This window comes from Marinobacter sp. HL-58 (assembly GCF_001314605.1).
Classification (GTDB): domain Bacteria; phylum Pseudomonadota; class Gammaproteobacteria; order Pseudomonadales; family Oleiphilaceae; genus Marinobacter.
In genome coordinates, this window is record NZ_LIHP01000001.1 from 245,224 (window position 1) to 260,597 (window position 15,374).

Below are 15,374 nucleotides of genomic sequence, written 5' to 3' on the forward strand. Positions count from 1 at the left end.
CCGGATCGGGTTTAACGGGAGGCCTGCGCCCAAGAGGGAAGTTTGAAAGCCCAGAAGGAACCTCCCTGGGAAACTGGCTTGGTCAGTTCCGCCATGTCGCCACCCCAGAGTGGGACTGCGCCGCCATAGCCAGAGACGACGCCAATGTACTGCTCACCATCCATTTCCCAGGTGATCGGCGATGAAATAATCCCCGACCCTGTCTGGAAGGACCAGAGTTCTTCGCCGGTCTTGGCGTCAAACGCCTTGAAATAACCATCACCGGTGCCGGTGAAGACCAGGCCACCCTTGGTGGTCAGCACGCCTGCCCAGAGAGGCAGCTTTTCCTTGTGTTCCCATTCCACTTCACCGGTAAGCGGATCCATGGCCCTGAGAATGCCAACGTGATCGTCGTACATGCGTTTGATCCGGAAGCCCTGTCCAAGGTAGGCCGCTCCTTTTTTATAGGTAACTTCTTCCGTCCAGTAGTCTTCTTTCCAGTGATTGCCCGGGATATAGAACAGGCCAGTGTCCTGGCTATAGGCCATGGGATTCCAGTTTTTGCCGCCGAGGAAGGGGGGAGAAACCTCAATTGCCTCGCCTTGGCTTTCGCCGGGCTCAAGGGGTGGTGGGCGCTGGCCTTCTGCCTCTACCGGTCGACCATCCTCGCCAATGCGTTCGGCCCAGGTGATGTTATCCACGAACGGAAATGCATTGATATATTCACCATTTTCCCGATTCACCAGATAGAAGAAGCCATTGCGGTCGGCATGGGCTGTGGCCTTGACGGTTTCTCCGTCATCTTCGTATTCGAAAAGAACCAGCTCGTTATTGCCGGAAAAATCCCAGGCGTCGTTGGGCGTGTGCTGGTAGAACCATTTCACTTCCCCGGTGGAAGGGTCAACGCCTACCTGGCCGGAGGTGTAGAGGTTGTCGTAATCTTGAGGGTCGCCACCCGGTGAGGTTCGTTCCCAGGTGTTCCAGGGCGCGGGATTGCCTGCCCCGATAATGATGGTATTGGTCTCAATATCGAAGCTGGCACTCTGCCAAGGCGCGCCGCCACCATGGCTCCAGGCTTCCACCTTGCCGGTTTCGGTATCGGGATCGTCTGGCCAGCTAGGTGCTGACGGGTCACCGGTTGAGGTACTTTTCTCGCCATTCAGGCGGCCATAGTGTCCCTCCACGAATGGGCGCATCCAGACTTCTTCACCAGTGTCCGGGTCCCGGGCGAAGAGCTTACCCACAACACCGAACTCGTCGCCAGAAGAGCCATGAATCAACAGCACCTTGCCGGTTTCCTGATCCTTGATCAGCGTTGGTGCGCCGGTCATGGTGTAGCCTGCCTCGTGATCCCCGAATTTCTCCCGCCAGACAACTTTGCCGGTGTCCTTGTCCAGGGCCACGATGCCAGCGTCCAGAGTGCCAAAGAAGACCTTGTCACCGAAAATGGCGGCCCCACGGTTTACCACATCGCAGCAGGGACGAATGCCTTCCGGAAGTCGGTGACTGTAGTCCCACACCTTCTTGCCCGTTTTGGCATCGAGAGCATAAAGGCGGGAGTAGGAGCCGGTGACGTAAATCATGCCGTCGTGAACCAGCGCCTGGGATTCCTGGCCCCGCTGTTTCTCATCGCCAAAGGAGAAAGAGTAGGCGGGTACCAGGCGCTCAACGTTGCTGGTATTGACCGCTGTCATCGGGCTGTACCTCTGAGCCTTGGGCCCGATACCATAGCCGAGAACATCTTCCGTGGTTTCGGCATCGTTCTTGATGTCCGCCCAGGTAACGTCTTTTGCATGGGCCTGCAAAGTAAGACCTCCGGCAATGCTCACTAGTGTTGCCAGTCCGGTTGCTCTGGCAATGGCGGACTTGATATGTCTTTTTTTCATGTTCAATTCCCCTTGGTTTTTGTTGTCATTTACGCGTCTGTGTTGCGTTGACGGTCAGAGTATTAGCCTGCAGCGAGGATGAAGGCGACGGAAAAAATCATGAAAATATCGGGAAAAAGAGAATAAAAACCGGGAAAAATTCCTGGCGGGCACGTGAACGATTGAAGCCGGGCCAGTTTTACGAGAGCTCCCCAGGGCCTCATGCTTTGGCGCCGCCTCTGCATGCCTACTACCAAGGAACTAGAACGAAGGCGCCAAAGTGGCATTCTGATTGGTATGGCGTGTTCCTAGACTTGAATCAGGTAGCTGGCAATGCATTCACAACAATCAGCCAGCTCACGGAATTCAAAACAGAGGTCAAATACCATGTCAGTTTCTTTTTCCTTAAAGGCGATTTTCGCCGCAGGTATGTTTGCTGCTGCCGGTCTTGCCATGTCTCATGGAGACGTTACCCCCCAGGAAGTGGATACCGGGGACCTTCCTGATCTTGGCAAGGAAGCACTGATGGAAAATCCGTTTCGCAAAGGGAACGAGCATGGTGACAAGCATGACGAGGCGGTGAAGGTTGGTAAGAGTGGTTATGCCGGCAACTGTGCTGTCTGCCACGGCATCGAAGCTATGTCCGGGGGTATGACCCCGGATCTTCGGGAACTGGAAGAATGGGATGACGAGTACTTTATCGGGCGCGTGATGAAGGGCACCGGCGGTGGTATGCCATCGTTCAAGAACAGCCTGGACCAGACCGCGATCTGGGCTATTAAAACTTATATCGAGTCTGTTTCGGCGCCGGAAGAATGAGTAAGTGGCCAGAGCGTCTAACCGCCTTCGGGGAGGTCAGCCCATGAAGACAGCTTTTCACACATTGATGTTGCTACTGCTGCTGGCGGGCAGTGGCCTGGTACAGGCGCAGCAGGCCCGCTCGCTGATTCCGGAAAGAACCCTCGATATCGTGCAGGATTCAGGGTATCTGAACGTGGGCATGTACAGGGATTTTCCGCCCTATTCCTATGAGGTGGACGGAGAGCCCAAGGGCGTGGATGCCGACCTGGGTCGTCTTATTGCCGAAGGGCTCGGGGTGGAGTTCCGTCCCTACTGGATTACCCCGGACGAGAGCCTGGGGGATGATCTGCGCAACCATATCTGGAAAGGACATTATCTGGCCAAGACCCGAATCGCGGACATCATGATGCGGGTACCCTACGACAGCACCTTCAAGTATATGCGGGACTCCACCGGGGAGATGATCAACGAACAGGTGGTTTTCTTCGGCCCGTATCAGCAGGAGCGATGGCAGATTGCCTTCGACCGGGATCGACTGGACGGCGTGGAAACCGTCGCGGTTTTTCAGTACCACCCCATTGGTGTGGAGGTTGACACCCTTCCGGCCACTTACCTCACATCTGCTTTTGGTGGGCGCCTGCGAAATCAGGTCCAGCATTACAGGAACGTTGGTGAGGCGTTCGGGGCGATGGAGCAGGGCGAGATTGCCGGTGTCATGGGCATGCGGGCAGAGATTGAGTACCAACTGGAGGCCCATGCAGACGATGGTTTCACCAAGGCCGGTAACGGCTTCCCGGGGATGTCAAAACAGGTGTGGGATGTGGGCCTGGCAGTTCGCCATACACACAGGGCACTGGGGTACGCGATCGCTGCAATCGTGGATCGCATGGTCAGATCGGGAGAAATGGCAGAGCTCTATGCCAGCCATGGGCTCTCCTACAGCAGGCCGGGATACTACGACGATATTCTCGGCCCGGAGGAGAGTGAGGAATAAATCATTCATCCGGTTTCAGCCCGCCATGCGCGGGCTTTTTTGTGGGGGTCTTACTACCAAGTGATGAGAAAACCTGTTCTGGCGGTTAATTGTTGCGATTGCGGGTGAGGCCAAGAATGTGTGTCAGAGGCGGGAAAAATTCCCGGTTCGCAGTACACACTGACAACAAGAGAACTTGGAGAGCGCAACCATGAGATCGAATTCGTTCGGTAAACAGTTTGCCGCCAGTGCGCTGGCGCTGGCTGTATCCCTGGGGGCCCATGCGGTCACCGATGAAGACATCCTGAACGACCAGGATACTGTTGATGACATCGTAAGCTACGGTATGGGCGTGCAGGGCCAGCGTTTCAGTCCGATGAAGGCCCTCAACACCGATAACGTCAAGTTTTTGCAGCCCGCGTGGGCGTTCTCCTTTGGTGGCGAAAAACAGCGGGGCCAGGAGTCCCAGCCGCTGATCAAGGATGGTGTCATGTACGTGACGGCTTCCTATTCCCGCGCTTATGCAGTTGATGCACGCACCGGTGAGGAAATCTGGCAGTACGATGCCCGCCTTCCGGATGGCATCATGCCCTGCTGTGACGTGGTCAACCGGGGCGGTGCTTTGTACGACGACCTGTTCATCTTCGGTACACTCGACGCCAAACTGGTGGCCCTGAACAAGGACACCGGCAAAGTGGTGTGGATCAAGAAAGTCGCTGATTACCAGGCCGGTTATTCCATGACAGCCGCCCCGTTGATCGTCAAGGGCAAGCTGATCACCGGTGTTTCCGGTGGTGAGTTCGGCATTGTCGGCAAGGTGGAAGCCCGTGACCCGAAAACCGGTGATCTGCTGTGGATGCGCCCGACCGTGGAAGGCCACATGGGGTATGTCTACAAGGACGGCAAGGAAATCGAGAATGGTATTTCCGGTGGCGAAGCCGGCAAGACCTGGCCGGGAGATATGTGGAAGACGGGTGGCGCAGCCACCTGGTTGGGTGGCACTTACGACCCGGATACCGATTCGCTGTTCTTCGGCACCGGTAACCCTGCGCCGTGGAACTCTCACCTACGTCCCGGCGACAACCTGTTCTCGTCCTCCCGTGTTGCCATTGATCCGGACGACGGCAGTATCAAGTGGCACTTCCAGACCACTCCCAATGACGGCTGGGACTATGATGGCGTTAACGAGCTGATCTCCTTTGATTACGAGGAAAATGGCAAGACCGTCAAGGCGGCGGCCACCGCGGACCGTAACGGCTTCTTCTACGTGCTCAACCGAGAGAACGGCGAGTTCATCCGCGGCTTCCCGTTTGTGGACAAGATCACCTGGGCCGAGGGCCTGAACGACGATGGCAGCCCCATCTACAACACCGAAAACGGTCGCCCGGGTAACCCCGCCGATGCCGATGGTGAGAAGGGCGAAACCGTGGTTGCCTTCCCGGCATTCCTCGGTGGCAAGAACTGGATGCCCATGGCCTACAGCCAGGATACCGGCCTGTTCTATGTACCGTCCAATGAATGGTCCATGGACATCTGGAACGAGCCTGTAAACTACAAGAAAGGCGCTGCATACCTGGGTGCCGGCTTTACCATCAAGCCCGCAAACGACGAGTTTATTGGTGTTCTGCGTGCCATGGACCCGAAAACCGGTGAAGAAGTCTGGCGCTACAACAACCCGGCCCCGCTTTGGGGTGGGGTGCTGGCCACAGCAGGCAACCTGGTCTTTACCGGTACGCCGGAAGGTTACCTGAAGGCGTTTGACGCCAAGACCGGCGAGGAGCTCTACAAGTTCAACACCGGTACCGGGGTAGTAGGTACGCCTGTGACCTGGGAAATGGACGGCGACCAGTATGTGTCCATCGCCACTGGCTGGGGCGGTGCCGTGCCCCTGTGGGGTGGCGAAGTGGCCAAGGTGGTGAAGGACTTCAACCAGGGTGGTACAGTCTGGACGTTCAGGCTGCCGAGCGATCGCGTAGCGAGCAACTGATCAGAGGGACCGACATCTGTCGTTAGAAAAGGGGTTGCCTTCGGGCAGCCCCTTTTTTCATTCAGGCGGCCTGGTGCCTTGCCGTTTCGGTGACCGAATCGTTGATATGCTGATACAGCGTCTGGTCGGTCTGGCCGATTGGCAGGTCGTAGGTGATGGTGGCACCAAATGCCTGGGGGTCGTGGGGGTCGTTGCGAACCTTGTCGAATACCAGCAGCCGGGTGCCGAGGTAGAAACCTTCTTTCAGGTCATGGGTAACCATGAAGATCGTGGTGCCGGTTTCCTTCCACAGCTTCAGCAGCAGATCGTGCATGTCGCCGCGAATGCCCGGGTCCAGTGCACCGAAAGGCTCATCCAGCAGCAACACCCGCGGGCGCATGATCAGTGACTGGGCGATGGCCAGCCGTTGCTGCATACCCCCGGAAAGCTCGTGAGGCCATTTGCTGGCGGATGGGGTGAGGCCTACTGAGGCCAGCATGGCATCCACTTTTTCCAGGGCCTGTCGCCGGGCGGCACCGAACAGCTTTCCAAGCCGCGGCTTCTGCTCCAGTTCCAGCCCCAGCAATACGTTCTGGCGAACGGTCAGGTGCGGGAACACCGAATAACGCTGGAAGACGATGCCCCGGTTCCTGTCCGGCTCCCCCGGGAAGGGCTCACCCTCCAGCAACAGCTCGCCGCGGCTCGGGGTCTCCTGGCCCAGCAGCATTTTCAGGAATGTGGACTTGCCACAGCCCGAGGCGCCAACGAGGGTGCAGAACTCACCCTGCCTGACGGAGAGGTTGAGGTTTTCCAGCACCACCTGGCCGCTGTAATCCTTCCAGAGATTGTTGACGGTAATAAAGCTCATCAGTGGCCTCCTGCGTTGTACCAGGGGAACAGCCTGCGATTGATCAGGCGCAGACACTGGTCGATAACAATGGCGAGAATGGTGATCCAGATGACATAGGGCAGGATCACATCCATGGCGAGATAGCGGCGCACCAGGAAGATGCGGTAGCCAAGGCCCTCGGTGGAGGCAATGGCTTCCGCCGCAATCAGGAACAGCCAGGCCGGGCCCAGGCTCAGGCGCACGGCGTCGATAAGGCGGGGCAGAACCTGGGGCAGCATCATGCGGGTAATCACCTGCCAGGAGTTGGCGCCCAGAGTCTGGATCTTGATCAGTTGCTCCCCGGGCAGCTCCCGCACCCGCTGGGCCACATCGCGCATCATGATCGGGGCGGTGCCAATCACGATCAGCATGACTTTGGAGAGCTCTCCCAGGCCGAACACGATAAACAGGATTGGCAGTATCGCCAGCGGCGGGATCATGGAAAGCGCCGACACCAGCGGTGCGAGGTTGGCCCTTATCAGGGGCAGGGTGCCATTGAGAATGCCGATAACCAGTGCCAGGGAAGCGGCAATACCAACCCCGATGCCCAGGCGTTTCAGGCTGGCGGTGGTGTCTTTCCACATCAGGTAGTCGCCGCTGCGCCGGTCTTCCTGGAACGCCATGCGCTCGACGCCGGCGGTCATCTGTTCCAGGCCGGGCAGCAATTTGTCGTTGGGGTTTTCAGCCAGGCGCTCCTGGGAAGCCAGGCTGTAGATCAACATGATCAACAGGAAGGGCAGCAAACCAAGCAGGGTGGCCGATACTCGCCCGGGATGGCGGTTGATCACTCTCATAGGTTGTCTCCTCTGGTCACACAACACGGCAAGGTCATCGCGGGCAACAGCGTCCCTTGCGATCCAGTCTCCCGGGCTTTTGTCCCGCCGTGTAACCTCCCAGAGGTCGGTAACTCTCGGACCAGCCATCCGGGCTGATCAATAAAGCCTGCCCGGACCGGAACCCTAGTCACCCATTGTGTCCGTTGTATCTGCCGCCTGTTCTGCGGTGTTGCTGTGAACGGATAGGGATTATCAGAAATACCTGTCCGGAATAGTGCAGATGGCGTGCCAGATTCGTGAAACCGATAAAACCGGGGTAAATCAAGGTGCAGGGGCTTCAGTGGGTGCGCCATGGTGGTGCGCAGCCATGAAGGGTGCACCATCATGAATCTCCGTTCTCCAGAAGGGACCCGGCCGCGGCCAGAATTTCCCGGTGACTCTGCCGTTCCCGACCAGCGCCACCGGCAATGTGACCCCATTCCGACGTCAATGCATCCAGGCTGGCGCCGGGCATGCCCCGTGCGTCTTCGGCGGCATCTTCCGCGGTGAAGTAAAGGTCTGTCGTGCTGGGCATCAGCCGCGTGGGCATGGCGATTGCCGACAGTGCCCTGGCGTAGTCGCCGCCGAAAACCGGGTTGTTGCTTATATCGCCCCGTTGCCAGGTTTCCAGGACGGCAAGCAGGTTGTTGGCGTCCTGGTCCAGGTGGTCGTCCTCCCAGAACTGCAGCAGCGCTTCGATGGAATCAAACCCGGCCTCGCGCCATCGCTCATGGCGGAAAAACGCCTGGGAATAGGCCCAGCCGGCATACACACGGCCAAATGCCCTGAGCCCCCGCTGCGGAGGTTTCCGGTAGTGGCCGGCTTGATAGTCCCCGTCGCAGGTCAGTGCGGCCTTGACGCCCTCCAGAAACACCCGGTTATGGGGATAACAGCGGGCCGTGCAGCAACTGGCCAGTACCGCCCGGACGCGGTCCGGAAACAGACAGCCCCACTGCAATGCCTGCATGCCTCCCATGGACCAGCCCATGACCAGCGCGATGCTGGCGCCGCCAAAAACTTCATCCACCAGCCGCTTCTGCAGCGTCACATTGTCGTAAAGGCTGACCGTGGGAAAGCCGGGGCCGGCCTGCTGGCCCGGGATATTCGAGGGTGATGAGGATTCCCCGGCACCGAGCATGGAGGGGATCACAATGCAGTATCTGTCCGGATTCAGGGGGCTGTCGGTGCCAACCCAGGGATGGTTGCCGGCCGCTGCACCACCGTAGTACGTGGGAAGCAGTACCAGGTTATCTTTTGGTGCGTTGAGTTCCCCGATCTGATGGTAATGCAGGCGTGCGGAGGACAGGGTTTCTCCACCGGAAAGGAGCAGGTCTCCAGCTTCAAAATCATCCTTAAGCCATTGCTTTGCTGACATTTCCGGCCTCTCTCGATGTATGGTTTCCGGGTGACAAAACCGGCTGTCCTGCATTTATATATACATGCTGGCATGTAAGTTGAATGAGAAAACCGTTGAAAGAAACGTGCCAGAACACACATCGACTACCGGTATCGCCGGGTTAGAGGGGAATACAATGACAGACCTGACCAACAACCAGGCCCTGAAAAAGAAGCTTGCGGATGCGGGCGTCAAATACGCCATTGCCAGTTATGTGGATATTCACGGCATTGCCAAGGGCAAGTTTGTGCCCGTGGCCCATCTTGGCCAGATGATGGAAGGCTCCGAGCTTTATACCGGTGCTGCCCTGGATGGTGTCCCGCAGGATATCTCGGATGATGAAGTAGCTTCCATGCCGGATGCGGACGGCGTGGCTATCTGCCCCTGGAACCGTCAGCTGGCCTGGTTTCCCGGTAACCTGTACCTGAATGGCAAGCCGTTCGAGGCCTGTTCCCGCAACATCCTCCGGCGCCAGCTAGCGACTGCGGCCGACATGGGATACCGCTTCAACCTGGGCATCGAAACCGAGTTTTTCCTGTTCCGGGAAACCGAAGACGGCGGCTTCGCCCCCCTGAGCGACCGGGATAACCTGGGCAAGCCCTGCTATGACCCACGCACCCTGATGGACAATCTACCGATCATGGACGAGCTGGTGGATGCGATGAACGAGCTGGGCTGGGATGTCTATTCCTTCGACCATGAAGACGCCAACGGCCAGTTCGAAACCGACTTCAAATATGCCGACGGCCTGACCATGGCGGACCGCCTGGTGTTCTTCCGCATGATGGCAAACGAGATTGCCCGCAAGCACGGCGCCTTTGCCAGCTTCATGCCCAAGCCTTTCGCCGACCGGACCGGTAGCGGTGCCCATTACAATATGTCCCTGGCGGACATCAAAACCGGCAAGAACCTGTTCGAGCCCAATGGTGATGACCTGCATGACTGTGGCATCAGCAAGATCGCCTATCACTTCACGGCCGGCGTGCTGAAACACGGCGCCGCCATCAGCGCTGTGATCGCCCCCACGGTGAACAGCTACAAGCGCCTGGTGCGCCAGGGCAGCATGTCCGGTTCCACCTGGGCGCCGGTGTTCATGTGCTACGGCTCCAACAACCGTACCAACATGATCCGCATTCCCGGCATGGGTGGCCGCATTGAATGCCGCGCGGCAGACATTGCCTGCAATCCCTATCTGGGCAGCGCCCTGATCCTGGCCGCCGGCCTGGAAGGCATCCGCGAAGGCCTGGACGCCGGCGCCCCGCACCATGAGAACATGTACAACTACAGCGATGCGGAAATCGCCGAGCAGGGCATTGAGTACCTGCCCCGAAATCTGGGTGAAGCGGTGGAAGCGTTCGAGGCGGATCCGCTGGCCAGAGAGGTGTTTGGTGAGGCCATGTTCAACAGCTTTGTCGAGTACAAGAAGGGAGAGTGGGAGAGCTACCAGAACCACGTGTCTGAGTGGGAGGTGGAGCGTTATCTGAAGATGTTCTGAGAATCTGGCTGCGTCGGCATTGTCCGATTAATGCAAATGTTATTTACAGAATATCCGGATCTGGCAAAGGATTGGAGCATGAGTAACTGACAGAAGGGGGCGAGGCGTACAACGAATTCATGGCTCGATCACTTACAGTAAAGGAATATTGACTATGGGTTTACGTGTCTCGCACCTGCTTCTTACAAATGCTGTTATTACAATTCTGTTGCTGTCCATCCAGTTGCTATTGAATGACAATTTTGCAATCCAGTCCTGGCTTGTTGTATTTATTGGCGTTGTAGTTGCCGTAGCAACAACCTTTACTGTTTATCGAAAAGTAACCATAAATCTCGCTAAAACGACTCACTTTGCAAAGCTCATCGCTAGTGGCGATCTTACGGCCACCATTAACAGCGATTCAAAAGACGAATTTCACGAGATCAACGCAAGTCTCAATAGTGCGGCAGAAAGATTACGCAGAATTATTCGCAGCATAGATAGGGCAGCCGATACGTTGGGGGATCTATGTGGAAAAAGTGAAGATACTGCTGAAAAGAGCGCATCAACCATCGAGAATCAGACTAGTCGTGCAGAAAGTCTCGCTGCTGCGATAGAAGAGATGTCATCGACAATCAGTAATATTTCAGATGAAGTCCAGGCTATTTCAGAGCGTGCGGATAATGCCAGCGAAAATTCAGGCAATGCGCGTGAAGCTCTTGCCGGTCAGGTTGATGGACTGGACTCGCTAACTGAGTTGGTTATCGCTTTTTCAGCGAAGTTTGATCAGGTCGAGGCAAGAACCAGTGACATCGGTAAAGTACTAACGGTTATCAATGAGGTTGCCGAACAGACGAATCTGCTTGCGCTCAACGCCGCGATTGAAGCAGCGAGAGCGGGTGCACACGGCCGAGGATTTTCAGTAGTAGCTGATGAAGTCCGGAATCTGGCAAAACGTACTCAGGAGTCCGCACAGGAAATTGCTGCGATGACCGAAGACCTGACGAAGCAGATCAAGGTCGCATCGAAGCTGTCCGACAGAGCAGAGGAAAACGCTAAAGACGCCAAAACCAAGGCAGGCATTACTGCAGACTCTATTAATACAGTTTTGCAAGCAATCGATAAAATTGCAGAAAAGCTTATCTCTGTCGCCAGTGGTGTCGAGGAACAGACGGCCGTATCTGAGACGATTGCGGAAGATATCGCCCAGCTCTCTTCCCTCAGCCAGACCTCACTTGAAATAGCTGAAACAAACAGAGAGATTGCAGGAAAAGTAAACAGTCTTTCTGATCAATTGAATGAAGACCTCGACGAGCTGAATCTTTCGAGAAAATTAAAACAGGCGAGAGAAGCAACAGAGATTCGCAGGTCCCCGGAACTGGAATTAGTGGGGTGATCAGCAGCTTTAGTGTATTGGCTAACGCCATTAGTCAGGTATTCGCCTGTTTAGAGCAAGTGATGGTGAACATTGCCATCTGTCTCAGATCTTGAACCGGGCGACCTGCATGCTGAGCCCTTCTGCCAGTCGTGCAAGTTCCTGGCTGGCAGCGGATACCTGTTCGGTGGAAGCAGCAGACTGATCGCCCACATCCCGAATCAGGGTGACATTTTGATTGATATCTTCTGCCACAGAGCTCTGTTCTTCGGCGGCGGTCGCGATCTGGCTGTTGTACTGGCGGATTTCCTCAACCCCTTGCGCCATTTCCTGAATGACCGTACCTGCCAGTTGCGCTCGCTCGAGTGTCTGTTCCGCAAGTTTGTTACCGGTCTCCATGCTGGCCACCGATGTATCAGCGCTGCTGACGAGATTGCTGATCAGGGTTTCAATCTCGGCAGCAGAGCTCTGGGTACGCTGAGCCAGGGAGCGCACTTCGTCTGCAACCACGGAGAAGCCGCGCCCGTGCTCGCCGGCACGGGCGGCTTCTATGGCGGCGTTCAGCGCCAGCAGGTTGGTCTGTTCGGCAACGGACTTGATCACATCCAGCACCGTAGCGATGTTGTTGGTTTCCGCCTGCAGGCCGCCAAGCTGTTTCGATACATTGGCGCTCTGTTCGTTCAGATCCGCGACCAGCTCCAGGGTTTCCCTGACGGCTTTTTCACCATTGCCGGACTTTTCGCTGGCCTGATTGGCAGCCTCAAAAGCAGCTTCAGCACTTTTTGCCACATCATTGACGGTCGCGACCATCTCATTCATGGCGGTGGCAACCTGATCGGTCTGGGACTGCTGTTCTGCCACTCCCTGGCTGGTCTGATTGGTGACTGTGGAAAGCTCCTCCGAAGACGATGCAATGCCGGACGCCCCGGTTTCGATTTCGCGAATCAGCGCTCTCAGATTGGTTATCATGGTGGCAAAGGCGGCAAGCAACTGGCCGAACTCATCCCCTCGCTGGCTCTGAACATCCACGGTAAGATCCCCTGAGGCAACCTTGTTGGCAACGCCAACCACTTCCTTTATCGGCTTGGTAATTGAGCGAGTCAGAGCCCATGCAAGTAATATGGCACTGAGAAGAGCTACCGCGGTCACGATAATGATTTCTGCAATCGCGAGGTCATACGCGTCCTGCAACTGTGCCTGCTCACGGTATTTCAGCTCCTCCATGAGATCGATGGTGCCGGTTGCCGCTGCGTACATCTGCTCTTCGAGGGATCTGACGATTTCTTCCGGCCCGGAGATTTCCGTTTCGTACCTCCTGAGAAGCTCCCCGTAGGATCTGACACCGTCAAGAATCCGCTCCGCCTGCTGCCGGTCCTCGCTGCCCGCTTCATTCATTTCAAGCAGTGATGCGAGTTCACTTTCAGCTTCATCGACGAACCCTATGGCACGCTCGATGTACTGTGAGTCCTGTGTGATCGTAAAGTTTCTTTCGTCTCTTTCTGCCTCCAGAAGGTCAATTTCAGCAGCGTTGGCATGCCTTACAACTGACGCACCATGGTTGTAGTCATTGAGTGAAAGGATGCCGACGGTAGATACGATGATTAGAAGAACAAGAAGGATTCCGAAGCTTGCCGCCAGTTTTCTAACGACGGCAACATTCCCGAAAAATTTTCTCAACAGCATTTTGATGGAGCCTCTGAGCAAGTGTGCGAGATTCTCATAGCGGTTAGAACAAATATATGCACCGGACTGATTCTAGATCGCGTTCGGGTAATCCGCTCAGTGGGAAAGAATCCCGGGTAATTCTCTAAGTCCTTGTTACAGAGCATTATTTACAAGACGGCTGTCCTGTTTTTTTGCCAAATATGGATGCCGAGCATGAAAGAATTGCAATAATTGGATAAATCAACAGATCTGGCTCAGCTGATGACAGCCCTGGTGCTATTGCAGGATTCCGGTGTTTGATCAGGGGCTGCGTCAGATAGGTGCATATGTTCGGAATGTCTGCGTTATCCAGTTAATGCAAAAGTTGTCCGCCTGATATCCGAATTTGGCACAGAATTTCATCCGGAATTGTTAAAAAAATGTAGCAAGAACATAGTCTTTAGTGAGCAGCCTGGCGGAAAGCGCACTGGGTGAGTATCTCGGGAACAGTCTACATTCAAGCAGATACGTGACCTAGTCGGACTGTGAATATTAAATCTTCCTTCAGGAAATCTGCCCATGCGAGTCAACCAACCAGTTTCCAATCGAAATGTGCCTGTGGGCCCTGACGCCAATATCCTGTCCACCACCAATCCCAAGGGCCAGATCACTCACATTAACGATGAATTTGTCGAGATCAGTGGGTTTTCCAGGGATGAATTGATTAATCAGCCCCATAACATCATTCGCCACCCGGACATGCCCAGGGCCGCTTATGAAGAAATGTGGTCAAGACTGCGAAATGGTGAAACCTGGCTGGGTGCCGTCAAGAACCGGTGCAAGAATGGGGACCATTACTGGGTCCGCGCCTACGCAATTCCGGTACTCGACAAGAACGGTCAGGTTCAGGAGCTGCAATCGATACGCTCCCAGCTTGAGCCGGAGGCCCAGGCCCGTGCGGAGAAACTGTATGCAAACCTGAGTAAGAGTCAGCCAGCCAAGGGGCCCGTCAAGCGGGGCAGCTTGCGACGCGGTCTCCCGCTTCATGCCAGGCTCATGCTAGTCATGGCTCTGGTCATAGCCATTTCTACGTCCGTGCAGCTGTTGATGCCGTCCACGATGGCTATTGCTCTTTCCGGCGGGATCGCTTTTGTGGTTTCGCTGGTAACCATCGGGTGGCTGACGGGGCCGTTCAGGAAATGTGTTCGCCGGGCAAGGTCCGTGATTGATGACACGGTGGCCGAGCATATTTTCTCGGGTCGTGTTGATGACATTGGCAGCCTTGATCTGGCGATCACCCAGCAATCGGCGGAACTGGATGCCGTCGTGAAGCGCCTGCACGATGTTATCGGGAAGCTTGATGGCGGGGCTGAGCACACAATCAGCCGCAGCACCGATGCTCATTCTGCAGTACAGCAGCAATCCACAGCGACAGACACCATTGCTTCTGCCAGTGAGGAGATGTCCGCGACCTCCCGGGAAGTGGCCAGTAACGCCATGAGTATGCTTGAACAGGTGCAGTTGGCATCGGAACGGGTAGCCAGAGGACGGGAGCTTACCCAGGAGACAAGGAACAGTATGGAAGCTCTTTCAAAAGAACTGGGCCAGGCGAGATCGGCTGTGAGTGAACTGACTGAAGCCAGTCGTGGCGTTACCCAGGCACTGGAGGTTATCGGAGAGATTACGGAGCAGACCAATCTGCTGGCGCTGAATGCCTCTATTGAGGCGGCCCGGGCCGGTGACGCAGGCCGTGGATTTGCTGTTGTGGCGGATGAGGTTCGCAATCTCGCCCGGAGCACCAAATCAACCACCGAACAGATTGACCAGACCCTCAAGCATTTCCGGCAGACCGTTGCTGATGCAACCAGCTCAATGGAGCGTTGTGATGTCCACGCAACGCGGACGGTGGAGAACGCCGTCAGCTCCGATCGCACTCTGGAAGAGCTGGTGCAGAATATTGACCATATCTCGGAAGCCTGCAACGGCACCTCGGCGGCGGCGGAGCAGCAGCACAATGCATCTTCCGAGATTTCGGGGAAGATTATCAGCATCAACGAACTCGGGGACTCGGCTATGCGACTGGTTCAGGAGGCGCAGCACGCTACCAACGACCTCAAACAACAGATTGGTGATGTTGCGCGGCTGGTGCTGCGGCTCAGGGAAAGGGCGCGTCTCTGAGGATGGTGGCAGTCTGAGG

Annotated in this window: 11 protein-coding genes and 1 riboswitch; of the genes, 6 read left to right on the forward strand and 5 right to left on the reverse strand. The window is 56.2% G+C overall.

Features of this window, described 5'->3' with window-relative positions:
- Positions 1–11: 11 nt before the first annotated feature.
- Entirely contained in the window at positions 12–1,865 is a 1,854-nt protein-coding gene (locus tag HLUCCO03_RS01130) for a methanol/ethanol family PQQ-dependent dehydrogenase (protein WP_027833282.1), read from the reverse strand.
- A 366-nt stretch (positions 1,866–2,231) separates the two neighbouring features.
- Here HLUCCO03_RS01130 and pedF point away from each other — a divergent pair, with 366 nt between their 5' ends.
- The 3 genes from pedF (at position 2,232) to HLUCCO03_RS01145 (ending at position 5,605) form a co-directional block, all read left to right on the forward strand.
- Positions 2,232–2,663, forward strand: coding sequence for a cytochrome c-550 PedF (pedF, locus tag HLUCCO03_RS01135; RefSeq protein WP_027833281.1), 432 nt, complete (start codon positions 2,232–2,234; stop codon positions 2,661–2,663).
- A 43-nt stretch (positions 2,664–2,706) separates the two neighbouring features.
- Positions 2,707–3,639 carry an ABC transporter substrate-binding protein gene (locus HLUCCO03_RS01140; RefSeq protein ID WP_036197730.1) on the forward strand — a complete coding sequence of 311 codons (933 nt, stop codon included), beginning with the start codon at positions 2,707–2,709 and terminating at the stop codon, positions 3,637–3,639.
- A 190-nt stretch (positions 3,640–3,829) separates the two neighbouring features.
- Positions 3,830–5,605, forward strand: coding sequence for a PQQ-dependent methanol/ethanol family dehydrogenase (locus HLUCCO03_RS01145; protein ID WP_027833280.1), 1,776 nt, complete (start codon positions 3,830–3,832; stop codon positions 5,603–5,605).
- A 61-nt stretch (positions 5,606–5,666) separates the two neighbouring features.
- Here HLUCCO03_RS01145 and HLUCCO03_RS01150 read toward each other — a convergent pair whose 3' ends face one another.
- The 3 genes from HLUCCO03_RS01150 to HLUCCO03_RS01160 all read right to left on the reverse strand — a co-directional run bounded on the left by HLUCCO03_RS01150 (position 5,667) and on the right by HLUCCO03_RS01160 (position 8,663).
- Complete coding sequence (locus HLUCCO03_RS01150; RefSeq protein WP_027833279.1) at positions 5,667–6,452, reverse strand: ABC transporter ATP-binding protein; 786 nt, start codon at positions 6,450–6,452, stop codon at positions 5,667–5,669.
- Positions 6,452–7,267, reverse strand: coding sequence for an ABC transporter permease (locus HLUCCO03_RS01155; protein ID WP_027833278.1), 816 nt, complete (start codon positions 7,265–7,267; stop codon positions 6,452–6,454). Before HLUCCO03_RS01155 ends, HLUCCO03_RS01150 begins: the two co-directional genes overlap by 1 nt.
- 66 nt (positions 7,268–7,333) lie before the next feature.
- Positions 7,334–7,447: riboswitch (guanidine-I (ykkC/yxkD leader) on the reverse strand.
- A 184-nt stretch (positions 7,448–7,631) separates the two neighbouring features.
- Positions 7,632–8,663 (reverse strand): alpha/beta fold hydrolase, encoded by a 1,032-nt coding sequence (locus tag HLUCCO03_RS01160; RefSeq protein WP_027833277.1) that lies wholly within the window; start codon positions 8,661–8,663, stop codon positions 7,632–7,634.
- A gap of 157 nt (positions 8,664–8,820) precedes the next feature.
- Between HLUCCO03_RS01160 and glnT the strand changes: the two genes are divergently transcribed.
- Positions 8,821–10,179: a type III glutamate--ammonia ligase gene (gene glnT / locus HLUCCO03_RS01165; protein WP_027833276.1), complete on the forward strand. Its 1,359-nt coding sequence runs from the start codon at positions 8,821–8,823 to the stop codon at positions 10,177–10,179.
- A 154-nt stretch (positions 10,180–10,333) separates the two neighbouring features.
- Positions 10,334–11,554 carry a methyl-accepting chemotaxis protein gene (locus HLUCCO03_RS01170; RefSeq protein WP_051603940.1) on the forward strand — a complete coding sequence of 407 codons (1,221 nt, stop codon included), beginning with the start codon at positions 10,334–10,336 and terminating at the stop codon, positions 11,552–11,554.
- An 84-nt stretch (positions 11,555–11,638) separates the two neighbouring features.
- On the opposite strand, the gene HLUCCO03_RS01175 is transcribed toward HLUCCO03_RS01170, so the two are convergent.
- Positions 11,639–13,216: a methyl-accepting chemotaxis protein gene (locus HLUCCO03_RS01175; RefSeq protein ID WP_027833275.1), complete on the reverse strand. Its 1,578-nt coding sequence runs from the start codon at positions 13,214–13,216 to the stop codon at positions 11,639–11,641.
- Positions 13,217–13,756: 540 nt separating this feature from the next.
- Between HLUCCO03_RS01175 and HLUCCO03_RS01180 the strand changes: the two genes are divergently transcribed.
- Positions 13,757–15,355: a PAS domain-containing methyl-accepting chemotaxis protein gene (locus HLUCCO03_RS01180; RefSeq protein WP_027833274.1), complete on the forward strand. Its 1,599-nt coding sequence runs from the start codon at positions 13,757–13,759 to the stop codon at positions 15,353–15,355.
- The last annotated feature ends 19 nt before the right edge of the window (positions 15,356–15,374 follow it).